Below are 22,233 nucleotides of genomic sequence, written 5' to 3' on the forward strand. Positions count from 1 at the left end.
GTGAGAGCGTAAAAGACCTGCTCTGATACCAAGCCGTTGTTAATGGAGTAGGCAGATGACGGCTGCGTTAGGCACAGCTGAGTAAATCGAGGGAAGGGGCCACCGTCGGAGCAGCTACTCACCATGAGGCGCAGGTAGCGGCGGGTACTGCCCTACAGGACGCTGAGCGTCTTGCTGTTGTCCAAGATCAGTTCGGTTTTTCTCCTGGCATAAAACCACCGGGTCTCGATTCTGTTTTCTGGCTGATGACCGATTCGTTCCTGATGACACTGGGTGCTTGATACCTCAGCCAGGAGTCATCCATGTCCGGTTCTATTCAAAGCAAAATTGGGCCGCTGCGCAGTGTTACGCATCTGACGTCGCACACCCATCATGCCGTGCGTATCTGGCAGGGCAGGCCTGCCAGTGAATACAAACCACCGATCACGAGTTTGGCTCGTTTCATTGGGCTGATTTGCGCGCAGGATAACTTCAGTGTTCGGCCCGTCACTCTGCCCATGTTGGTCGGTTCTAGGCTCGGTTTCTTGGCCGTGTACCTGCTGATTACCTATGACGAGATCGTGCGCCGATTGCTGCATGTTCATCATGTTTCGTTGATTGGCCGGCGGGCGATGGAGAGCCGCATTGATGGCGCCAGCCATGTATTGCGAAGGCTGTCTGGACTGGCGCGTGGTGTTTCAGCGGCTGGGGTGGGTCCGGGTTGTGTGGGGCGGTGCTGTTCCTGGGGATACTTCGGTGCAGATGACATCTGCGGCCTTGGAGGGTTGATGCGATGACCACGATACGAGGAGGTGACAACGCTTTAGGCTCGGCGACGTCGGGAGAGGGGCCTGAACACAGGGCTTTCCAGCCACTGGAAAACACTGCTTTCCATGAGCTGGAACACACTGCTTTCCCTAAAGGGTTTTTAAAGCCCTTTAGGGGACAGGGGGAGCTGCTTGAATTGGGTGAGCGGTGTGGTGAGCTGACGGAGGGATTGATCGCTTTGGCGATCGAGGAAGTACTGGCCCAGGCCGAGCGATACCCCTTCACGCTGTTGCCCACTCGGTTGGTCAAGCAGTCGACAGGAATGGGGACTGTTTTTCTACGTTGGCGTCGGGCAGACCGTTCTCGGATGGGCGCTGATCTATGGAAGGAGTTGATTCTTGATGAGCGTACGCCGATCAACTTGATCTCCGACCTGTATGCGTTGGAGGTACAGCGGATCGTGATCAACATGCAGATCGGTCTATTGCACAGCATGGGGCGCCAGGCGTTCTTGTGTGCCAGTAAGGTAGAGGCGGTCGATGAGGCGTATCAGCAGCGAATACTTGAACACGCCCGGCTTCACTCGGGAGGGAAGTGAACATGGCTACCAACTTCTGGGGTGAAGGTAGGCGAGAGTGCTCACCCTACAGAGCTGTCCGGGTTGGTGGACGGGACTGTCAGATTTTTTGTGTGCGGGCCGGTTCGCGATATTTCGTTGACACCTGGGAAGCCTCTCAGTAACGTCCGCACTCCCTCCTTTGCGGCCAGCTCTGCCGTGAACCGCCCAGGCGTTGACTCGCGAAGCGGTCATACAAGTTGCCGACACTTATACGGTCGCTATCCACTAGCGCGCCTCATTTCCGATATCAAGTGTAAAGGATGATTCCATGATCATTCGTCAGGCTACTCACGCCGACCATCCGCAACTGCTCAACATTTGGCTGCGCTCTGTTCGCGCCACTCATCACTTCCTGCAAGAATCCGATATTGAGGCATTGCTTCCTCAACTGCGCGATATGTACCTGCCCGCTGTTCAATCCTGGGTTGCGGTAGATGCCGAGGACTGCCCGCTGGGCTTTATCGGGCTCAATGAACACCACGTCGAGATGCTCTTTATCGAGCCGGATCTGCGAGGGAAAGGTATTGGTCGCGCGCTGCTGGATCATGCTCGCCGTTCGCGCAGCCAGATGAGTGTTGATGTGAATGAGCAAAACCCTGAAGCGATAGGGTTCTATCTACATTACGGGTTTGTTCAAACCGGTCGTTCTCCGCTGGATGGCGAGGGCCGCCCTTTCCCTTTGCTTCACCTGAGCCTGCCCGCCTAGGGCTGTAATCGTGAATCGCTCCCAGGCTTCTGCTTCGGGGCGATTCATTACCCTTGTCAGTACCGATGCAAAACTGACCCACCGGGGGTGCGGACAAAAACCTGGACTGGTTATGCCGCGAGGCCCAGTGAAAACGGAAAGCCAGGCTCTCCGTTTCATCGTCAAGTGTCGGTCAACCGCTGGCTCCGATGGCGTGGCTTTCCAGCATCGAATCCATGCGCAGTTGTGCGAGTTCGATCAGGTGCACCACGCCCATCGCCACCCTTCGGTTCGAACCGGTCTGGTTGTCGGCGTGCTCATAGGCCGTAGCCGCGGCTGACTGCAGAATCGAATACACATCGATCAGGGCTTCTTCCTGATTCCCAGGTTCGTGCAGACGTCGGCCAGTCCCTTCAGATGAGGGTGATTTCGAGCCCACATCCGGACCCAGGTTGTAGTGAGACAAGGCCCGGTCCGCGATACGCGGATTGATGCCTCCAGCATGGGAGGAGGGCGGGGGAGTGGGGATGATTTTGAACATAGGGTGGTAACTCCCGATCGGTTTTGGGAGCCGTCACGTTCGCGACTAAACGAAGAGGTGGCAGCCGTACGCAGGTTAGTCGACCGGTGATCAGGAAACCCGGCGCACCGAAGTGCCCTGCGCACGGCCACCATAAAACGGAGGCTGCAAAAAAGCGCCTCGTAGAAGGTGGCGCTGTGCGCCTGATCAAGCTGGCGGGCGACTAAACCCGGTCACTGAATTGGCAGTGACGAACCCGAGCCTAGCCCCGCGATCAGGCGCAAACAAGCGCTCGGGATTTTCTAGGAAATTTCACTCAATGGAAAGGGAGCTGTCTGGCTACGGTCAGTTCAGATAGGCGTTGAGGTCACGCAGGTCCGTGTAACCGAGGGCGCCCACCGAGGATTTGAGTTGCAGTTGTGATATGAGCGTGTCGTAACGCGCTTGGGCGAGCTTGCGTTCGGCCTCGCTCAGTTTGCCGAGTGCATCCAGTACATCGCTGCCGACTCGTTCCCCCAGTTGATAGCCCAACTGGTTGGAAGCCACTGCCGCTTGCGCCGAACGTTTGGCGGCACGTAGGGCCGCCACCTGGGCAACACCGTCGAAGACTCCTGACAGCGCTTGATGGGCTGCATGTGCTGCAGCGCGTCGTGCATCTTCAAGGTCATACTGGGCTTTATCAGCGAGAGCGGCGGCTTCCCGTGCCGCCGCCGAGAGTCTCCCGCCACTGTAGAGCGGCAAGTTCAAACGCAAGGCAATCACGTCCGAGTCGCTGCGCAGGGTGCTGACGTTGGGGTTCTGCTGCATCGAGTGACTGAGCACCAGATCCATCGTCGGTAGGTGTTCCGAACGTCGACTGCGCACCTCACCGTCGGCGATCTGTGCCGTGATCTCCTGCACTTGCACATCCAGATTGCTTCGTTCGGCCGCTCGCACCCAAGTGGTGGAGTTCTCGGGTTGAGGTGTGCTGACCTGCAAGGTTTCGCCCAGCACTGCCAACTTGCCCGGCTCACGACCGATGAAACGCTCAAGCGCATGGTGTGCCACTTGCAGGTCCCCTCGGGCCTTGATGCCCTGGGCGATCGCACTGTCCAGGCTGGCCTGCGCCTCCTGCACGTCGATGATGTTCGCGCTGCCCAACTCGTAGCGTTTACGTGCACTGTCACGTTGCGCGCTGGAGGCGATGCGCAGCTTTTCGACCGATTCGACGACATCCTCTGCGGCCAGGACCGCGAAGTAGGCTTGCGCCAATCGCAAGATCAGGGCCTGGCGCTCCTTTTCCAACTGCGCATCGGCCAGCACCTGTTGCAAATTACCTTGCTGATAGGCGATCCAGTTCTGCCAGCGGAACAGCGGCTGTATCAACTGCACGCTGTAGCTGCGGTTGCCCTGGTTCTGTGAGAGATGGCCGTAGGTGACTTCGTATTGGTTTTCGGTCCAGCCCACCTGGCTGCTGGCGGAAATCTGTGGCAGCAGCCCGGCTGCGCCCTGGGCCTGGCGTTCATTGCCGGCACGTTGCTGTGCCTGGGCGGCAGCAAACCTGGCATCGTTCGTCAAGGCCAGTTGGTAGAGATCAAGTAGGTCGGCGGCATGGACAGGCGCCAGCAAGGTGCCCCATGGCACAAGTGCGCACAGGCAGATTTTCAGGCGAGTCATGCCGGCACCTGCTCTTGATCCAGGCGTACATCCTCGATGATTGCACCCTCCTTGAGGCAGATCAGGCGTCGGGCAAAACCGAGTGTCTCGCGGCGGTGGGCGATTGTGATGCGCGTGGTCGACAGGCCGTGAAGTGCCTGAACCACATGATGTTCGCTATGTAGATCAAGATGGCTGGTGGCTTCGTCCAGGGCCAGGATGCGCGGCTTCTTGTAGAGGGCACGGGCCAGGAGGATCCGTTGCTTCTGCCCGCCGGACAGGCCGCTGCCCATTTCCGAAACGAGGGTCTGGTAGCCCATCGGCATGCGCGAGATAACCTTGTGTACGTGGGCCACGCGCGCGGCTTCCTCGATCCGTTCCTGGGAGGCATGCGGGTCGAAGCTGGCAATGTTTTCCGCCAGGGAGCCGGCCAGCAACTGGTCTTCCTGCATGACGGTGCCGACCTGGTTGCGCAGCCCTTGCAGGCCAAGTTGGCGCAGTGGCACGCCGCCGACCAGGATTTCCCCCTCGGTAGGGGCAAGCAGGCCAAGCATCAGCTTGAACAAGGTACTCTTGCCACAGCCCGAACGACCGACGATGCCCACCGAGTCGCCGGCCTCGATCACCAGCGACAGATTGCGCAGCACCCAGGGCTCGCCTTCGGCATAGCGGTAGGACACATCGCGAAACTCGATGCGCGGCTCCAGATGATCAAAATCGAGGGCCTGCATCACTTGTGGTTCGGGAGCTTCCAGCGCGATGTCTGCCAGGCGCTCGGCATGCAATCCCAGCATGCGTATTTCGATCGCCAGGTCGACCAGTTTGCTGGCCCGCCCGGTGAATTGGCTTTTGTAGGCCATGAAGGCCAGGAGCATGCCCAGCGACAGCTCGTTGTCGAGTACCGCGGTTCCGCCCACATACAGCAACAGCATGCCTTCCATGCCGAAGATGAAGGTGTTCAGTGCCGAAAACGCCAGCACGATCTTCTGCGTGGTGACGTCCCGGTTCTGCACATCGGTCACCAGGTTCTGCCAGGTCGCCAGGCGCATGGCGGTGGTGTTGTACAGTTTGAGCGGCAGGATGGCGCGCAGCGTCTCCAGGAAATAGGTGTTCTCCCGCGCAGCCATGATGATGCGCTCTTGCGAGGCGTTGCGCAGGGGTTGGTAGAACAGCGCACGCAGTAGCATGTACAGCAGCAGCGCCGCGACTACCACACAGGTCAGGATGCGGCTGTACACCAGCATCATTGCCAGTGTGACCAGGGTCATCAGGCCGTCGATCAGGGCTGTCAATGCGCCGTTGGTGAGCACGCTGCGGATGTTGTCCAGGGAGTGGAAGCGGGCGGTGATGTCGCCCAGTTGGCGCTTTTCGAAGAACGGCCAGGGTAGGCGCAACAGGTGTGCGAACAGGTTGCTGCCCCACTGCAAGGTCAGTTGCTGGTTCAGGCGCAGTTCCATCCAGCCACGGGCCAGGCGTATCAGGAAGTCGACCAGCAGGAGCAGGCTGCCGCCGAGTACGGCGAGCAGCAGCAAGTGTCGGTCGTCACTGACCAGGGCGCTGTCGACCACCCATTGGGTGACCTGCGGTGACAGTAGCGCCACTACTTCGAGTGCCAATGCCAGGGGCAGAATATGTGCCAGCGCGCGCTTGAGCCCGGCGGTGGTACCCGTCAGGCTGCGCAGGCTGATCCGCGAGCGTTGCTGCACCGGTTCGAAGGTGGCGCTTGGCGTCAGCTCCAGCGCCACGCCGGTGAAATGTTCCGAGACCTGGGCCAGGGGCAGGGTCCGTCGGCCACGGGCAGGGTCGAGCAGATGCACACGGCCCTTGGCGACCTTCTCCAGCACCACGAAATGGTTCAGGTCCCAGTGCAGGATGCAGGGCAGCTTCAACTGCGTCATTTCGTCGAGGTCAAGGCGCAACGGTCGACAAGTGAAATCCAGGTGCTGGGCGTACCTCACCACCTGGGCCAGGTCCGCGCCCTTGAGCGAAATCGAGAAACGTCGGCGCAGGTGCATCAGGTCGAGGTCGGCGCCGTGGAACTGCGCAATCATCGCCAGGCAGGCGAGGCCGCATTCCTGGCTTTCGGCTTGCAATACGAGTTTCATCATGGCCGATCAGCTGGCGTCGGCAAGGTGCAGGAGGTCCTGATGGCAGAGTCCGGCCACCAGCTTCTGCAACTGTGCAGGCGGGATCAGTGGGCACTGTCCAGCCAGTTGAGCGAGGCGAATGCCGGGCTGCCTGGCCACCGCCTCCAGCAGTTGCTGGCCTGCCGCGTCGAGGTTGAGTCGGGTGCCATTGGCGATGAGGTAGCCCTGTTCGAGCCCGTGAGGGAGGTTGCCGCTCAGGCGCAGTCGACTGTCCGGCGACAGCGCAGGACCAGCGGGCACACCAAAGGTCTCGATGGCCAGCGGCGACTCGACACGCACCGCGCCATGGAATTCATCGAGGAAGCGTCGGTAGCTGTGTTCATCCTGGAGCAGCACCGTCAGGTGCTCGGCCACCTGCGCCATCAGGGCGCGATCCTGTTCCCAGCCGCGCAGCGACTGTCGTGCGGCGGCCAGCTCAGGCAACTGCTGGGTCGCCCAGCCGACATAGTCCACCGCGTAGGCCGGGAAGGTACCCAGCGCCAGGTGGAAAGTACCTTCGCCGAGCGGTAGCGGGTTGTGCCACCAGCCGCGTGGGACATAGAGCACGTCACCAGGCTCCAGCACCACGTCCAGCCAGGCTTCCTCCGGACGCGGGTAGCGGGCTTCCAGGTCACGGCTCTGCTGCATGTACAACGGCGCCTCGAAGGAGGGCGGGTGGAGGATCCAGCGTTTGCGCCCGATCAGCTGGATGGCAAACACATCGCGGGTGTCCCAGTGGGCCTTGTACGAATCGCGGGAGCCGAACGCGGCGTAGGCGCTGCTGACCACCTGGCGTCCGGTGAACTCGGCAACCTGTCGGGCGAACGCATCCACCAGCGGTTCGTGCACCAGCTTGTTGGCGATCAGGGTGGCACCCTGGCGCAGGTAGTCGTAGATCACCGGCTTGATCAGACGATGACGCAAGGTGCCGATGTCCCGGTATTGCTCGACGTATTCATGCTTGGGGCGCAGACCGTCGCACGACAGCTTGAAATCCTCGCTGGTCGGGTCGCAGCGTTGCAGTAGTTCGTTGACCTGGCGCCAGGTCCAGTCATGCCGAGTCACTGCGCCCCTGATCAGCAGTGGCTGGCGTTCCTGATAGTGTTCGGCGAAAGCTTCGGCACTGGTGCCGAAGGCGATGTTGTTGCGTGGCTTGATCATGGCGTGTCTTTTTATGAGAGTGCGGGCTGGCACTGGCGATCGGTGGGCACGAAAAGCCCCCGAGCAGGTGCATGGCCCGGTCATTCGATTAGGGAAAAGGGCGAGTGGGCGCCCGCTGCCCTGCGGGGTAGCGGGCGTTGTTGTCGGATCAGTGGTAGTTGGTGCCCGCTGCGGCGTTGTAGGCTTCGCTGGCGGCGTATCCACCAAGGCCTGCACCGATCGCGCCGCCGATGTAGTTCCCTGCGGCTCGGCCGATCACCACGCCCGCGGCGGTACCCACCGGGCCTGCGAATGACCCGATCAATCCACCGACGTAACCACCCACGGTACTCCCCGTGATCTTGCCGGCAGTGGTGCCCAGCGCACCGCCCACGCCTGCGGCCGCCGCTTGGCCGGCACTGCTGTCACCTGCGCCGACCAGCGTCAGCTCACTCATCTGAAGTTCTCTCATGACCACTCCTTGTTCATCAGTCTGGCTATCCATTTGTAAGTGACCAGCAACCCTCCGCCCGCCAACAGGGCGCCGAAGGTCGTGGCGGTTCTGGTGGCGGCAGGCTCAATGGAAACCTGCAGCAGACTCCAGCCGCCAATCAGCAGCAACAGCGAGAGGATCGATCCGAGCAGGGCCCGGCCGTTGCCCGATTCATTGCCCTGTGTGTTGCCGGTGCCGGTAGGCGCCTTGGCCGCCGCCATCACCAACAGGACGAAGAACGTCACCGTGCAGGTGGCCAGGGCCATATCGACGATGGCCAGCCAGGGGGAGTCGGCCTTCAGGTCGCGGCCGAACCAGGCGAACAGCACTGCACCGCCTGTGCCCCAGCCGGTGATGACTGCCAGTTTGCTCTTGAGTAGTTTTTCCATGCGTATCCCTCGTGGTTGAAAGTCCCTGTACCCGGCTACCTGCCGGAAATCGAATACAACGGCTCGAATGCCCACTCGTAGAGGCGCCGGCGGTCGCGAACGATGTCTGCCTGCAGGAGCATGCCGGCTTGCAGTGAGTGGGGTTTGCCGTAGAGGCGGATGACCTGTTCGTCGAGCTTGACCTTGACCCGGTAGAACAGTTGGGCCCCCTTGGGCTTGTCCTCCACGACACTGGCGATGTGCGCGGGTAACTCCTGCAGGGCATAGGGGCTTTTCGACAACTCCTCGACGATGCCGTGGGCCAGGCCGAATTTCTGGAACGGGTAGGCGGCGTAGCGCAGCACTACCGGCTGGCCAGGCTCTATGAACCCGGCCTGGCGTGGTCCGACATACAGGTAGGCCCAGAGCGTGGCGTGCTCGGGGATCAGGCTCGCCAGCAGGGCGCCGCCCTGGACTTGCTGGCCGGGTTGTACACCGACGCCGGTGATCGTCCCCGAGAACGGGGCGACGATGTTCTGTCCCTTACGCACGGTGTTCTCGGCCTGTTCCTGGCGCAGTTGGGCAACATGGCTGTCGACATCGGACAAGTCGCTGCGCTGGCGCAGCTGGGCTTCCTCGCGCTGGGCCTGCAGTGTCGCCCGCTCGCGCCGCAGGCTGGTCCGCCCGCGCTGCTGGGTACGCTGCTGGCCTTGCAACGTCAGCAACTCGGTTTCGGCCTGTTGAAGTACTGCCCTGGAGACGAATCCGGCCGCGACCAACTGTTGCTGGCGATCCAGATGAGCCATGGCGAGTGCTTCCCGGCGCTTGAGCAGATTGCGTTCTTCCTGGAACTGGAAGAGCTCTTCGTCGATGGCCCGCAAGCGCTGGTCGAGCGTACGCAACTGCTCTTGCAGCCGGTCATTGGCCAGTACACGATCACGCTCCAGAAGGTGCAGGCGCTGCTCCAGTTGTTCGGCGATCAACTGCTGGGTAGCGCCTGCTGCGCTGAGGCGCTCGGCGGAAACTGCGAACAGGGTATCGCCGGCCTGGACGTGTTGGCCTTCGGACACCTGCATGTGTGTGATCACACCCGCTCCAGTGGCCGTGACGCGCAGTACGCCTTCGTCAGGCATCAGCACGCCATCAACCCGAGCCTTGAGGGTATAGCTGGCGAAGTACAGAAAGGCCCCGATCAACCCGATGAAGAACAGCGCCAGTGCACTGGCGAGCGTGTAACCGAGTGGCTGGTGAACCAGTACCCGGCCCATATGGCGGGTCTGTCGAGCAGACACCGCCTGCTCGCGGAAAAGCGCTTCCTGCGCCTTTGAAGGTTGCGACATCAGATGAACCCGATTCCTTTTGTCATCAGCTACTGGCCCTGCATGGATGAGCAGGGCGAGGGTGACGCGAATCAGTGGTAATTGGTGCCGGCCGGGTCTGGCAGCATATTGGCGATGGCCTGTTGGATATTCGTGTTTTCGTTCAGCCAGGTGCCTGCGGCATAGCCCAATGCGCCGGCGGCGGCCAGCCCTGCACCTGCTGCGGCACCGATGCCGGCCAGGCCGGCGGCGGCTGAACCGGTGGCGCCGGTACTCAAGGCATAGGACACGCCTGCAGCGCCGCCCAGGGCTCCACCGACCGCTGCAGCATCAGCCACATCTCCAGCTCCGGCAATCAACCCCATCTCGGCAATCGACAATTCACGCATTCGGTATGACTCCTATTTTTTTTTCTTTCCAAACAGAATTTCAGAAATAAACTTAGTTTCGGCAGGATTTTTCATGTACTGCTCGATCAAGTTTTTATTGATGTAGGCATAGGTGAACACTGCCAGAACAGCGGACAGGCCAAAGCCTACCCAGATGGGCAGATGTTCGCGCCAGTCAGCATCATTGGCATGCATTATTGAAATGACCGAACCGAGAGCGATGGCCGAGAAAAAACTGGGAACTAAGAAGTATCGCAAGATTTGCTCCTTGCTGAGTTGTCTCAGAGCCGACACATGTTGTTCTAGGCATGGCGTCTGCAATAGTTGTTTTTTAGCGCGCCCAGAAAGAATGGACGGAGCGGCTCGTTGCAGGGCACGCTAACGCAAGCGACAAAGCGATGGCATGCTATCGGAATCACTCCGTTTCGATAATCCTACAGATGTAGGGGGTGTGGCATCTTTGTGGCCAGCTTTGCGATGAGTTGTGATCTGGTGTTTACGTTCAACTGGCGCAGTAGTGACGACACATGGTCTCTGACTGTGTACTCGCTGATTTCCAGTTGCAAGGCGATTGCCTTGTTCGTTTCTCCCTGTACCAGTAGTTGGAGAACATCCCGCTCTCTTTTTGTCATGTGACAGAAACTCATCGATGGAATTGACTCAGCAGCCGGCAGCGCGACGACATGGATCGTGCACTCAAGGGCTGCTGGATGAATACCCGGCCGATGGGGCTCGGCGGCGGGGCAAGCGGTGCTTGCTTGAGGATTGGCGCGTCCTGCGCTGTTGAAGATTGCGACATCTACTGAATCACGTCCCTGTGATGAAAATGCGTCGCAATTCTAATTCTGGTAACGCTGGCATGCGAACTTATTGCATTACATTTCAGTGTGCTCTATTGCAAAAAACGGTCTAGACGCGATCTCGAATAGATGGTATTGGACGTCGCGTGCTGGTCGAGTCTGCCAGTGGTGTCTTTTTGCCGTTACCCATTCGGTTCATCCGTTAAGGCTTTTCTTGCCCCGGTTAAATTTTAAGAATGACGCTGGCGCAACCATTTATTCGCACATGAGACTCCAAGATTGCTCAATAACGGGAGTTATGTGAGTGCTCCTGCGTGGAACTACGATTTTTAACATAGAGTAGTTTCTCCCGATCGGTGTCGTCTCTCAGATAAACTGCCCGGCAGAGCGGGCAGAGGTGATCGCCAAAGGATCCCCGTTCACTCATTCGACCTCTCCGTCATAGTCAAAGTAGCTATAGACGCGTTCAGTTGCCATGGTCTTCCCTGCTTCATGAATATCCGCAACAGCCCCCGAACGGACACCCATCCACGTCAGCCCAGGGGCGAAAGCGGCTTGCTCCGCTATCGCAGCGGAACATACACGTCTGTCTGCCATTGATCCTGCGGTGTCTCGGGATAGACGCTCAGGTAATGGAAGAACAGTGGCTGGTCACGAAGTTCCTCTCCACTGGAAGGAAGCCAGTCGCGGTAAATCGGATAGATCGTTTCGCCGATGTGGTCCGGTGATCCCACGTGTCGCACTACGACGCAGCGGCCGCCTGGAATGACGATCTCGCGCACACCGAATTCATTGGGCTCCACCGCCTCGTGAATCTCGCCGCAGATTGCGAAGCGGAATGCCTGGGCAGGGGTTGTATCGGGGTTGCCATAAGGAATGCCAAAGGTGCGACTCGAGGCCACGGGTGACTGTCCACTCTGTTTACGCCACTCGATGAACTTGCGCACGCTCTGGTCGACGAGCCCGGCTGGGCCGCAGTGTTCAAGCGCTGCGACCCTGATTTCAGGGAATTCCACGATTCGTATTTGCATGATGATAGTCCTGGAAAAGTGAGGGATTGCAAATACCGCATTCCAGATCTGCCAGTTCGGTTCCTTCCTGAACGCACTCGGCGTCGTACCAAACGCCCGCCTGAATGCCCTGGAAAATGCCTCGGGACTTTCAAAGCCGGCACCCAGTGCTGCATCCAGCACCGAGTGATCAGCGAGGGATGCCAGGCGATGCGCCGCGCGTCGTAGTCGCATCAGTTGCACGTAGCGTGAAACTGGCACTCCAACGAAGGCGGTGAACTGTCGATGGAAGTGAAACACCGAAAAATTCGCCACATCGCTCAACGCCTTCACCGAGAGGTCACCTTCGAGATTGGCATCGATGTAGGCGAGGACGGCGTTGAAGCGCTTCGTGTAAGCGAAATGGGTCGGCATGTCAGACACTGGGCAAAGCTCCTGGAAGTACGGTCGGCAATAGAATCGACTATAGCGGTGCGAACACGCCTAGCCGTGATTGCTCAATGGACATTTGCCGAGTGGGCAGAGGCCGTTGTTTTACTCGCTTACCTTGCCGGCCACATCCGCGCCTATCACCTTCTGTGCAACACTGCCCAGATCTTCCCCTACGCCGGCTGACCGGATGTCGGCGCTACCCGGTCGGGCAGGCACACACGCAACCGGTGCCCATCAGGATCGAGTGCCACGAATGTCAGCCCGAACGCGGCGTTATGCAGCGGCTGCTCGATGACGGCTCCCAGGTCGATCCATTGCTGTTGAAGTGTCTCGACCTGAGCTTCTGACTCGGCCAGGAAGGCCACCTCGCTTCGATGGCCGCTGCCGCCGCTCTTGTAGTCCTGGGCGCTGGTCGACCAGAGGCCCAGGGCCACACCGCTTTTCAGTGAAAACGACACGTAGTTGGGGAAGGCGGCCTCGGGCTCCACGCCCAGCAGGTTCTCGTAGAAGGCACGGCTCTTCTGTGGGTCTTGCACGTAGAGCAGAAACAGGTTCGGGTGATTCATGGGAGCTTCCTCGTGTGTGGGAGCCCGGATGTTATTCGACACCGGTGTCAGAACCTGTCAGCAGTCTGGTGCCTGTACGGGAAGAGGGCCGCCAAACTCGACGTCCTGTCCGCGTGAGTTGATCACTACCGCCCGCCTGAATCCGTGACACCTCACCTACCCAATGCGCCGGACAAGCACGCCCCAAGCTATAAGATTATCTGATCAATAATATAATAAATGAGACTTTTACCTTATGTGATGCCCTCCGTAATCTTGGCTTCAACAACCCGCGACATTGAGATTGAAGCCATGAAAGACATCATTGACGGTTTTCTGAAATTCCAAAGGGACGCCTTTCCTGAGCGGATCAAGCTGTTCAAGGACCTGGCCACCCAGCAGAGCCCGAGGGCTTTGTTCATCTCCTGTTCTGACAGTCGGCTCGTCCCCGAGCTGGTCACCCAGCGTGAGCCAGGCGATCTGTTCGTCATCCGCAATGCCGGCAACATCGTGCCTTCCTACGGCCCGGAGCCGGGCGGTGTGTCGGCCTCGGTCGAGTATGCCGTCGCCGCGCTGCAGGTGGCCGACATCGTCATCTGCGGCCACTCCGACTGCGGTGCGATGACGGCCATCGCCACCTGCAAGTGCCTGGACCACATGCCTGCGGTGGCCGGCTGGTTGCGTTACGCCGACTCCGCCCGAGTGGTGAATGAGGCACGCCAGCACAAGGACCAGCCGACTAAGGTCGCGGCCATGGTGCGCGAAAACGTGATCGCGCAACTGGCCAATATCCAGACTCATCCGTCGGTGCGCCTGGCCCTTGAAGAGGGGCGCGTGACCCTGCACGGCTGGATCTACGACATCGAGAGTGGGCGTATCGACGCTTTCGATGGCCGCACCGGGACCTTTGTGTCCCTCGCCGACAACCCCGAAGTAAACGCCGTTTCCCAACAAGCCAGGCAAGTTGCCTGAACCCGATATCCAGCGAGGAAATAACCCCATGATCCAGACCCAAGTCACCAAAAGTGTTCGCCAGGCCCTGACCGAAATCATCGTGATGGCCAAGGCTCGCAAAGGCCTGTCCTATGAGGAACTCACCGAGGGTACCGGCCTGTCGGAAGCCTTCGTCACCGCAGCCCTGCTGGGCCAGCATCCGCTGCCGGCCCATGCCGCGCAGGTCGTGGGTGAAAAGCTCGAGCTTGACGCTGACGGCATTGCCTTGCTGCAGACCGTCCCGATTCGTGGCTGCTTCGAGAACAGCGTACCGACCGACCCGACCATCTACCGCTTCTACGAAATGATGCTGGTCTACGGCACCACCCTGAAGGCTCTGGTCCACGAAAAGTTTGGCGACGGCATCATCAGCGCCATCAACTTCAAGCTCGACATCAAGAAGGTCGACGATCCGGAAGGCGGCTCCCGCGCCGTGATCACCCTGGATGGCAAGTATCTGCCTACCAAGCCTTTCTGACTTCGCCGTGAGTCGGCCCGGCGCCTGATGGCGCCCGGGCTACACCCAACCGCTATCGATGACGCATCACGCCTGGCGTGATGCCTGGCCCTCTTGTGCCCTCAAAACAGGTGAACTGCCATGAAACTACTACTCGCTTTATTCCTCGCTGGCCTTGGTTCCGTTGCCGTGGCTGATGAACTCACTGCCCAGGCCACACCGGTGACCGTCGAGCCCTACACCTATTCCCAGGACCTGGATATTGCACATGTGATCTCGAGTACCGATGTACCCGACGTCTGCGGTGTCGTGCCGGTGCAGATGACTTATGACGACTCCAACGGTATTCGACACACCCTGGAGTACTCCGTCATGGGCAATGGCTGTATCAATTGATTCCGCTCCCGCCAGCCTGGCTGGCGCCCCGACGCCGGGCGCCAGCCAGGTAGGCTTGACGCTGTAGCCGCCATCGCGGCCCCCGATTCCCAGGCGCAACGCCATCCCTCGCTCCCTGCTCATCCCAGACCGCCTGTTCGCGGTTCGCCTCCTTTCTCTTCTGGCGCGACTCTGTGCAATCGAAAATAAACCACGGGTGGGTTCCTGAAGGGACCGATCTTCTGCGTGAATGCCGGTGTGCAGTCCGGGTTGTCGGCGCCGTGCACTCGGCGGATTGGCAAGTATCCTGCGCACAGCGTTCACCTCTCGCCAGGCTGCTGGGTTGTCGCAGTGTGAACACCGTGCGGTGAACACGGCAGGGACTGATCGAAGCTGGCGAACCACCGATGTGAAAACCACTCCGAACTTCCCTGCGCAGCTCCCGGTCGTTGTTCGCATCGTCACGGCCCAGGTGCAGGCACCCACCGTCCAAGCCCGAAATCACCGTGCGCTGCTTGACCTCAATGATCCGGGGGCGAGCCTGTGTGGGCCATGGCCGTGGCGTCGTCGCCCAAAGCGATGCGATGGCCGTCCTTGATGGCAACGGTGGTTGTTGTGGTTTTGTGCGGTCAACGCTGTGCACCCTTGGGCAGGATGCAGTGAGCACCTGTCGGCGGTGGAAGCTGGAGGTTGGAGCAGCGCGTCGCCGGCTTTGGGAAGGCTGCGCGCACGTCGGCCACCACGGCGGCGATGATCAGTTACTTCATACCGATGGTTTTCATGGCGGGGATATTTTGCGTTGATGGGCGAAGATTGGAATCATCCCGTTTGGATGCTCGTCTTGCCTTTGGCGTGCTGTCTTGGAAATGATGGGGCAGGGGGGACTTACGCATCAGACCTGACCCTTCGCAGAGAAAGGATCAGGTCTGTTGGATACTTACAGGCCCAACTCGGTCAAGCCTGGGTGGTCATCCGGACGGCGACCCAGCGGCCAATGGAACTTGCGCTCGCTTTCCTTGATCGGCATGTCGTTGACGCAGGCGAATCGACGGTGCATCAGGCCATCGGCCTCGAATTCCCAGTTTTCGTTACCGTAGGAGCGAAACCAGTTGCCGGAGTCATCATGCCATTCGTAGGCGTAACGGACGGCGATACGGTTATCGGTAAAGGCCCACAGCTCCTTGATCAGGCGATAATCCAACTCCTTTTTCCACTTGCGCGTGAGGAAACCCTTGGCCTCTTCGCGGTTGGTGGCAAATTCAGCGCGGTTACGCCATTTCGTGTCCAGGGTATAGGCCAGCGAAACTTTTTCGGGATCGCGACTGTTCCAGCCATCTTCAGCGAGTCGAACTTTTTCAATCGCCGATTCGCGAGTGAAAGGTGGAAGTGGCGGGCGAGTTTGGGCATTGGACATGGTAATACCTCCAGTCTAATTGGATGAAACAGTATGGGCAGTATCTTTGAAGCTCAGGCTTTTATGGCGAAGCCTCTTTCAGCAACAACTGTGCAACTTCCCTGGCATTGTCGGCCGCGTGATGGTCACCCATCACGCGTGCCATGGTGATTGCGCCTTCTATCAAGGTCATCAACTGCCTGGCCAGGTTCAACGGCTGCTTGACGTTCAATTGCTCGGTCAGTTCAAGCGTATAATCCAGTAGTTTTTGCTTATGCAGTTTTGCGATCTGGCGGATGGGATCCTCGGGATCTCCAACTTCTCCCGCGGTATTGATGAAGGCACAGCCACGAAAACCATCCGACTCGAACCAGCCTTTCAGCACGGTGAACATATTAAGCAGGCGATCATGCGGTGTATCCGCTTTATCGCATTCAGTCCTGAACCACTGCATCCAGCGAACGTCACGCGCATTCAACGCCGCAGCGGCCACATCATCTTTTGTCGCGAAATAGCGATAAATGCTCTTTCGGGCCACGCCTGAGGTCTTCACCAGCAGGTCCATGCCCGTGGCATGAATACCGTGCTCGTAGATGAGTTGCTCGGCGGTCGCGAGGATTTTGTCTCGGGTATCTGTCATTGGTTTGTTCATGGGCTCAATGTAGAACGATCGTTCTCCCTGGTCAAGCGCCCTCTGGAGAATTTTTTGATTGCCTCGATCGTCTGGGAAGTACCTGGTCCAATCCATGGCGGACGGCGACGACCGACTGATCAATGATCAGTGTGATGACACAAAGGGGGAGGGGGTCGTCGGTGCCGGCAACGCATAGGTCCGCTTCATCCACGCCACCTCCGCCAACGGCGTGCGGCCGAACAGGCGCTTGAAGTCGCGGCTGAATTGCGAGGTGCTTTCATAGCCCACCAGGAAAGCCGTCCTGGCGGCCGTCAGGTCGTTGCGCAGCATCAGCAAGCGCGCCTGGTGCAAGCGTGTCGACTTGAGGTACTGCATGGGCGAGGAGTCGGTGACCTTGCGAAAATGCCGATGAAAGTTGGGCACGCTCATCTGCGCTTCCTGTGCCAGGGCTTCTACATCCAGGTGCTCGTGATAGCAGCGATGGATTTTGTGAATGGCGCGCGTCACCTTGCCGAACTGGCCCTGTTGGGCGATGGCCGAGCGCAGGGTGCCGCCCTGTTCGCCGGTGAGAATGCGGTAGTAGAGTTCGCGCAGCATCGCCGGGCCGAGAATCCGTGCATCGGTACCGTCCGCCATGATTTCCAGAAAGCGCAAGGTTGAGCGGCGCAACGGTTCGTCCATGGGCGAGGCATACATGCCCATTGGCTGGGCGGCCGCGAACCCTCTTGCTTCATCCACCTGCTGGATCAACTCGCCGGCCAAGGCGAAGTCCAGGCGCAGGTACACCGCCAGCATCGGCTCTGTCTCGCTGGCGTCGGTCTCCATCGTGAACGGCACGGGTACCGACACCACCAGGTAATGCTGGGCGTCATAGACGAAGGTCTCCTCACCCAGGTAGCCGCGCTTGCGGCCCTGGCAGAGGATGACGATGCCCGGCTCGTACAGCACCGGTGTGCGCGTCAGCGGTCGGTTGGAGCGTAGAAAACGCACATCATCCAACGGGCTCAGGTTATAGCCCTCCAGCGGAGCCAACTGACCCATCAACTGCACCATGCGCAGGGTGCACGGATCACCGGACCTGGCCATTTTCTGCACGTCTCCCAGCGTTATGCGTTTCAGCCATCGGTCGAACGGCTGAGCGCCTCCCATTGCTCAATACTCTCCAGGGTTTGGCGCAGCTTGTCACGCACCAGGGCCAGGGCGTCGCTGCCCAGCAGCAGGTGAGCGGGTGGGGTAGGGCTGTCGATGATGGTCAACATGGCACGTGCGGCCTTGTGCGGATCGCCCAGCTGACGGCCGCTTTTTTCTTCACGCGCTTGGCGCACCGGGTCGAAGAGCGCATCGTAGTCGCCAATACTGCGCGGGGTTCGCCGCATCGACCGGCCGGCCCAGTCGGTGCGAAACGACCCCGGCGCCAGGGCCGTGACATGGATGCCAAAGGGGGCAAGCTCCTTGCCCAGGGTGTCGCAAATGCCTTCCAGGGCAAACTTGCTGCCGCAGTAATAGGCAATCCCCGGCATGGTGATGTATCCGCCCATGGAGGTGATCGTGAGGATATGCCCCTTGCGGCGCTGGCGAAAATACGGCACGAACGCCTTGGTCACCGCCACGGCGCCAAACACATTCACGTCGAACTGGCGGCGCATCTCCGCCAGCGGCGACTCTTCGAATATCCCCTCGTGGCCGTAGCCGGCGTTATTGACCAGCACATCCACCGGACCGTACCGCTGCTCGACCTCGGCGACCACCGCGTCGATGGCATCGAATTCGGTCACGTCCAGCACCACGCCGTGGGCACGCTCTGGCGAGAGCGCGGCAAAGGTCGCCAGTGCGGATTCACTGCGAAGGGTGCCGACCACCCGATGCCCTTGGGCAAGCGCTTCCTTGGCCAATGCCAGGCCGAATCCGCTGCTGACGCCGGTGATGAAGATCGTTTTCCCTGCATTCATGTGGCGGTACTCCTGAAAATTGATGACCAGGCCATGCTAAGGTCAGGGGGCTCGGCAGCCTATGCCAGATCGAATTGGAGTATTGCCTATTCCTATCAGGTTGAGTTTCAAGGGTTGCCTGTCTGCAAGGTCCCGCACTCGCTGTCGATGGTCTGACCTGGACGTCTGACCGCACAACGCTCCAGCCAAGAACCCATTCGGGTGGCCAGTGTCAGATTCTGACTTGTGAACACAACGCCGGACGATGTAACAATGCTGGCCGCCCGGTCAGCAGGCGTTGCCCTCCACGAACAACAGGACAGGAACACATGCCAAACCCCTCATACGGTGAGTCCTCATGCACCGCCGCAGCCAGTGGCCAGGTGGAGGTGCGCGGCGCGCGGGAACACAACCTCAAGGATGTCGATGTCTGCATCCCACGCAATGCGCTGGTGGTGTTTTCCGGAGTCTCCGGCTCCGGCAAGTCCTCGTTGGCGTTTGGCACGATCTACGCCGAGGCGCAGCGGCGCTACTTCGAGTCGGTTGCCCCGTATGCGCGGCGACTGATCGACCAGGCGGGCGTCCCTGAAGTCGATGCAATAGACGGCCTGCCGCCGGCGGTCGCCCTGCAGCAACAGCGGGGTGCGAGTAATGCGCGTTCTTCGGTGGGCAGCGTGACCACTCTGTCCAGCCTCATCCGCATGATGTACTCGCGCGCTGGCACCTATCCGGCCCATCAGCCGATGCTCTATGCCGAGGACTTTTCGCCGAACACCCCGCAAGGCGCCTGCCAGGCCTGCCATGGTTTGGGGCATGTGTACGAAGTGACCGAGGCAACCATGGTGCCCGATCCCTCGCTGAGCATCCGGGAGCGCGCCATTGCCGCCTGGCCGCCGGCCTGGCACGGGCAGAACCTGCGCGACATCCTGGTCACCCTGGGCTACGACGTCGACGTTCCCTGGAAGGATTTGCCGAAGAAGGAACGGGACTGGATTCTCTTCACCGAAGAGACGCCCACGGCACCGGTGTACGCCGGTCTCACGCCTGTCGAGACCCGCCAGGCGCTCAAGCGCAAGCTCGAACCCAGCTACATGGGCACCTTCACCGGCGCCCGGCGCTACGTACTGCACACCTTTGCCAACACGCAAAGCGCATTGATGAGAAAGCGCGTATCGCGCTACATGGAGGGGCAGCTGTGCCCGACCTGCCATGGCAAGCGACTCAAGAGCGAGGCGCTGTCGGTGACCGTTGCCGGTCTGGATATCGGCGAGTTCATGCACATGCCGCTGGATCGATTGGCGGCGTTGCTCGAGCCTATCGCCCAGGGCGATTTCCACGCCCACACCGAGGAAAAGCGTCTCGCCGCGCAGCGCCTGGCCGGCGGCGTGATGGCGCGCCTGCGTCAGCTACGCGGATTGGGCCTGGGCTACCTCTCCCTGGACCGGGCAACGCCGACGCTGTCGGCTGGCGAGCTGCAGCGTTTGCGCCTGGCCACCCAGCTGAGTTCCATGCTGTTCGGCGTGGTCTACGTGCTGGACGAGCCGTCGGCGGGCCTGCACCCCTCTGACAGCCAGTCGCTTTACGACTCCCTGGACACGCTGCGCGATGCCGGCAATTCGGTGTTTGTCGTGGAGCACGACCTGGACCTGATGCGTCGCGCGCAATGGTTGGTGGATGTCGGACCGGATGCCGGAGAGCGCGGCGGCCGCGTGCTCTACAGCGGTGTGCCAGAGGGTCTGCGGGATATCGCCGAGTCGCGGACCGCCGGTTATCTGTTCGACGCGATTCCCGCGCCTGCCAGCCGTGAGCGCGAACCCGCTGGCTGGCTGGAGCTACGCGGCATTCGGCGGCACAACCTGCAGGGCGTGGATGCACGCATTCCGTTGGGCGTGTTGACGGCGGTGACGGGGATCTCTGGCTCGGGCAAGTCCAGCCTGGTCGCGCAGGCCCTGCCCGAGTTGTTGCTGCTGCACCTCGGGCACGAACCCCAGGACGATACGGCCGAAAATGCCAACGGTGAAGGCCCCAGCGTGATCGAGGTCACGGGAGGTCATCTGGCCGGCGACCTGGACGTGGTCCAGCGCCTGGTCCAGGTCGACCAGAAACCGATTGGCCGCACGCCACGTTCCAACCTGGCGACCTATACCGGCTTGTTCGATCATGTGCGCAAGCTGTTCGCCGCCACGCCGGATGCGCGCCGTCATCGCTATGACGCCGGGCGGTTTTCCTTCAACGTGGCGAAAGGGCGATGCGAGACGTGCGAAGGCGAGGGCTTCGTCAGCGTGGAGCTGCTGTTCATGCCCAGTGTCTACGCACCGTGCTCGACCTGTCATGGCGCGCGCTACAACGAGGCCACGCTCGCCGTGCGCTGGAAGGGGCGCAACATCGCCGATGTGCTGCACATGACGGTGGAGGAGGCCCATGACTTCTTCGCGAGCGAAGACGCCATTGCCCGGCCGCTGCAACTGTTGCGCGAGATCGGGCTGGGCTACCTGCGGCTGGGCCAGCCCGCCACTGAATTGTCGGGAGGCGAAGCGCAACGCATCAAACTCGCCACGGAGCTGCAGCGAAGCCAGCGAGGTCGCAGCCTGTACGTACTCGACGAGCCAACCACCGGCTTGCACGCTTCGGATGCCGACCGCTTGCTGGTGCAGTTGCAGCGGCTGGTCGATGCCGGCAACACGGTGGTGATGATCGAACACGACATGCGCGTAGTGACCCAGGCCGACTGGGTAATCGATGTGGGACCGGGAGCCGGGGATGCGGGTGGTCGTATCGTGGCGACCGGTACGCCTGGGCAGGTGGCGATGGCCTCGGAAAGCCGGACGGCTCCGTTTCTTGCCGAGGCGCTCAGGCGCGCGCAGTAGGAGGGGTATGTGGTCGGGGTGTCCTGCTGGGGATTACCTTCGATTGCAGTTGCCCGTTCAACGGTCTGAACGGGCATAGAGCAGTCGTTGCATCAGGCATTGGAAACCAGCAGTTTCACTCCAGCGGCCCCAAACACCAGCGCCAACGTGCTTTCGATCCAGCGACGTGCCCGGCGGTAGCCACGGACCATGGGCGCTGTCGAGAAGACGATCGCATAGCTGCAGAAGATGGTGACGCTCAGCACGGCACAGCCGGCCAGGATGATTGCCACCGTTTTCGGTGACGCCTGTGGCCCAAGGCCCAGCGTCATGGTTGCGACCCAGCCCAGCAGCGCCTTTGGATTCGTCAGGTGCATGAACAGCCCGCGCTTGTAGAGGTTGAAGCCTGTGATGGAAGGGGCGGTTGCCAGCTCCTTCTCCAGTCGTTCGTTGGACGTCAGGGCCGACTTGCCGGCCTTGAAGGCCAGGAACAACAGGTAGGCACCGCCCACCACCTTCAGTACGGTCAGGGCCTGCGCATACTGCGTCAGGATGGCCGAGACCCCGGTAGCCGCCATCGAGCCCCAGAACATCGAACCACTGATGACGCCCGCCGCCAGCAGCAGCGCCGGCTGCCGACCCTGTTGCATCGCCACACCCATGATTCGCATGTTGCTGGGACCAGGACTTGCCGCGCCGACGATGTAGGCGGTGAACACGAGCAGGAGGTGGTGATAATCGAATGACATGCATGGCCCCTTCAAATAGTGCTGCGAAGG

The 22,233-nt window shown here is 60.5% G+C and carries 23 protein-coding genes and 1 pseudogene; 7 read left to right on the forward strand and 17 right to left on the reverse strand.

Annotated features, from left to right (window positions below):
• Window positions 1-302: 302 nt before the first annotated feature.
• From AC6I6U_RS15770 to AC6I6U_RS15780, 3 genes are all read left to right on the forward strand, one after another.
• The gene (locus tag AC6I6U_RS15770; RefSeq protein ID WP_497882830.1) at window positions 303-776 is read left to right on the forward strand and encodes an AcaB family transcriptional regulator; all 474 of its coding nucleotides are present in this window, start codon (window positions 303-305) and stop codon (window positions 774-776) included.
• Entirely contained in the window at window positions 773-1,345 is a 573-nt protein-coding gene (locus AC6I6U_RS15775) for a DUF3158 family protein (RefSeq protein WP_497882831.1), read from the forward strand. Before AC6I6U_RS15770 ends, AC6I6U_RS15775 begins: the two co-directional genes overlap by 4 nt.
• Window positions 1,346-1,634: 289 nt before the next feature.
• A complete protein-coding gene (locus tag AC6I6U_RS15780; protein WP_497882832.1) occupies window positions 1,635-2,072 on the forward strand; it encodes an acetyltransferase in 438 nt (145 codons plus the stop codon).
• A gap of 172 nt (window positions 2,073-2,244) precedes the next feature.
• On the opposite strand, the gene AC6I6U_RS15785 is transcribed toward AC6I6U_RS15780, so the two are convergent.
• The 12 genes and pseudogenes from AC6I6U_RS15785 to AC6I6U_RS15840 all read right to left on the reverse strand — a co-directional run bounded on the left by AC6I6U_RS15785 (window position 2,245) and on the right by AC6I6U_RS15840 (window position 12,849).
• Window positions 2,245-2,592 (reverse strand): DUF6124 family protein, encoded by a 348-nt coding sequence (locus tag AC6I6U_RS15785; RefSeq protein WP_497882833.1) that lies wholly within the window; start codon window positions 2,590-2,592, stop codon window positions 2,245-2,247.
• A 324-nt stretch (window positions 2,593-2,916) separates the two neighbouring features.
• Window positions 2,917-4,227, reverse strand: coding sequence for a TolC family outer membrane protein (locus tag AC6I6U_RS15790; protein ID WP_497882834.1), 1,311 nt, complete (start codon window positions 4,225-4,227; stop codon window positions 2,917-2,919).
• Entirely contained in the window at window positions 4,224-6,314 is a 2,091-nt protein-coding gene (locus tag AC6I6U_RS15795; RefSeq protein ID WP_497882835.1) for a peptidase domain-containing ABC transporter, read from the reverse strand. The genes AC6I6U_RS15790 and AC6I6U_RS15795 overlap by 4 nt, the downstream gene beginning before the upstream one ends.
• A gap of 6 nt (window positions 6,315-6,320) precedes the next feature.
• A complete protein-coding gene (locus tag AC6I6U_RS15800) occupies window positions 6,321-7,493 on the reverse strand; it encodes a cupin domain-containing protein (protein WP_497882836.1) in 1,173 nt (390 codons plus the stop codon).
• A gap of 148 nt (window positions 7,494-7,641) precedes the next feature.
• On the reverse strand, window positions 7,642-7,944 hold the full coding sequence (locus tag AC6I6U_RS15805) for a hypothetical protein (RefSeq protein ID WP_497882837.1): 303 nt from the start codon (window positions 7,942-7,944) through the stop codon (window positions 7,642-7,644).
• The gene (locus AC6I6U_RS15810; RefSeq protein WP_497882838.1) at window positions 7,941-8,354 is read right to left on the reverse strand and encodes a hypothetical protein; all 414 of its coding nucleotides are present in this window, start codon (window positions 8,352-8,354) and stop codon (window positions 7,941-7,943) included. Before AC6I6U_RS15810 ends, AC6I6U_RS15805 begins: the two co-directional genes overlap by 4 nt.
• A gap of 35 nt (window positions 8,355-8,389) precedes the next feature.
• Window positions 8,390-9,673 carry an HlyD family secretion protein gene (locus AC6I6U_RS15815; RefSeq protein WP_497882839.1) on the reverse strand — a complete coding sequence of 428 codons (1,284 nt, stop codon included), beginning with the start codon at window positions 9,671-9,673 and terminating at the stop codon, window positions 8,390-8,392.
• Between the two features lie 71 nt (window positions 9,674-9,744).
• Entirely contained in the window at window positions 9,745-10,041 is a 297-nt protein-coding gene (locus AC6I6U_RS15820) for a hypothetical protein (protein WP_497882840.1), read from the reverse strand.
• Between the two features lie 12 nt (window positions 10,042-10,053).
• Window positions 10,054-10,299 carry a hypothetical protein gene (locus AC6I6U_RS15825; RefSeq protein ID WP_497882841.1) on the reverse strand — a complete coding sequence of 82 codons (246 nt, stop codon included), beginning with the start codon at window positions 10,297-10,299 and terminating at the stop codon, window positions 10,054-10,056.
• A 120-nt stretch (window positions 10,300-10,419) separates the two neighbouring features.
• Window positions 10,420-10,688: pseudogene (locus AC6I6U_RS15830) on the reverse strand (helix-turn-helix domain-containing protein).
• 716 nt (window positions 10,689-11,404) lie between these two features.
• Window positions 11,405-12,274, reverse strand: coding sequence for an AraC family transcriptional regulator (locus tag AC6I6U_RS15835; protein WP_497882842.1), 870 nt, complete (start codon window positions 12,272-12,274; stop codon window positions 11,405-11,407).
• A gap of 179 nt (window positions 12,275-12,453) precedes the next feature.
• Window positions 12,454-12,849: a VOC family protein gene (locus AC6I6U_RS15840; protein WP_497882843.1), complete on the reverse strand. Its 396-nt coding sequence runs from the start codon at window positions 12,847-12,849 to the stop codon at window positions 12,454-12,456.
• A gap of 291 nt (window positions 12,850-13,140) precedes the next feature.
• Here AC6I6U_RS15840 and AC6I6U_RS15845 point away from each other — a divergent pair, with 291 nt between their 5' ends.
• The 3 genes from AC6I6U_RS15845 (at window position 13,141) to AC6I6U_RS15855 (ending at window position 14,674) form a co-directional block, all read left to right on the forward strand.
• Window positions 13,141-13,800 carry a carbonic anhydrase gene (locus AC6I6U_RS15845; RefSeq protein ID WP_497882844.1) on the forward strand — a complete coding sequence of 220 codons (660 nt, stop codon included), beginning with the start codon at window positions 13,141-13,143 and terminating at the stop codon, window positions 13,798-13,800.
• Between the two features lie 28 nt (window positions 13,801-13,828).
• Complete coding sequence (gene cynS / locus AC6I6U_RS15850; RefSeq protein WP_497882845.1) at window positions 13,829-14,299, forward strand: cyanase; 471 nt, start codon at window positions 13,829-13,831, stop codon at window positions 14,297-14,299.
• A gap of 120 nt (window positions 14,300-14,419) precedes the next feature.
• A complete protein-coding gene (locus AC6I6U_RS15855) occupies window positions 14,420-14,674 on the forward strand; it encodes a DUF2790 domain-containing protein (RefSeq protein ID WP_497882846.1) in 255 nt (84 codons plus the stop codon).
• 916 nt (window positions 14,675-15,590) lie between these two features.
• On the opposite strand, the gene AC6I6U_RS15860 is transcribed toward AC6I6U_RS15855, so the two are convergent.
• The 4 genes from AC6I6U_RS15860 to AC6I6U_RS15875 all read right to left on the reverse strand — a co-directional run bounded on the left by AC6I6U_RS15860 (window position 15,591) and on the right by AC6I6U_RS15875 (window position 18,629).
• Window positions 15,591-16,067, reverse strand: a complete 477-nt coding sequence (locus AC6I6U_RS15860; RefSeq protein WP_497882847.1) for a nuclear transport factor 2 family protein — start codon at window positions 16,065-16,067, stop codon at window positions 15,591-15,593.
• Window positions 16,068-16,128: 61 nt separating this feature from the next.
• Window positions 16,129-16,698 (reverse strand): TetR/AcrR family transcriptional regulator, encoded by a 570-nt coding sequence (locus AC6I6U_RS15865; protein WP_497882848.1) that lies wholly within the window; start codon window positions 16,696-16,698, stop codon window positions 16,129-16,131.
• A 126-nt stretch (window positions 16,699-16,824) separates the two neighbouring features.
• A complete protein-coding gene (locus AC6I6U_RS15870; RefSeq protein WP_497882849.1) occupies window positions 16,825-17,766 on the reverse strand; it encodes an AraC family transcriptional regulator in 942 nt (313 codons plus the stop codon).
• Window positions 17,767-17,795: 29 nt separating this feature from the next.
• Window positions 17,796-18,629, reverse strand: a complete 834-nt coding sequence (locus tag AC6I6U_RS15875; protein ID WP_497882850.1) for an oxidoreductase — start codon at window positions 18,627-18,629, stop codon at window positions 17,796-17,798.
• A gap of 308 nt (window positions 18,630-18,937) precedes the next feature.
• On the opposite strand from AC6I6U_RS15875, the gene uvrA reads away from it, so the two are divergent.
• Entirely contained in the window at window positions 18,938-21,475 is a 2,538-nt protein-coding gene (gene uvrA, locus AC6I6U_RS15880) for an excinuclease ABC subunit UvrA (protein ID WP_497882851.1), read from the forward strand.
• A gap of 92 nt (window positions 21,476-21,567) precedes the next feature.
• Here uvrA and AC6I6U_RS15885 read toward each other — a convergent pair whose 3' ends face one another.
• A complete protein-coding gene (locus AC6I6U_RS15885; protein WP_497882852.1) occupies window positions 21,568-22,203 on the reverse strand; it encodes a LysE family translocator in 636 nt (211 codons plus the stop codon).
• Between the last annotated feature and the right edge of the window lie 30 nt (window positions 22,204-22,233).

Source organism: Pseudomonas sp. UTLPPB19802 (assembly GCF_059730225.1).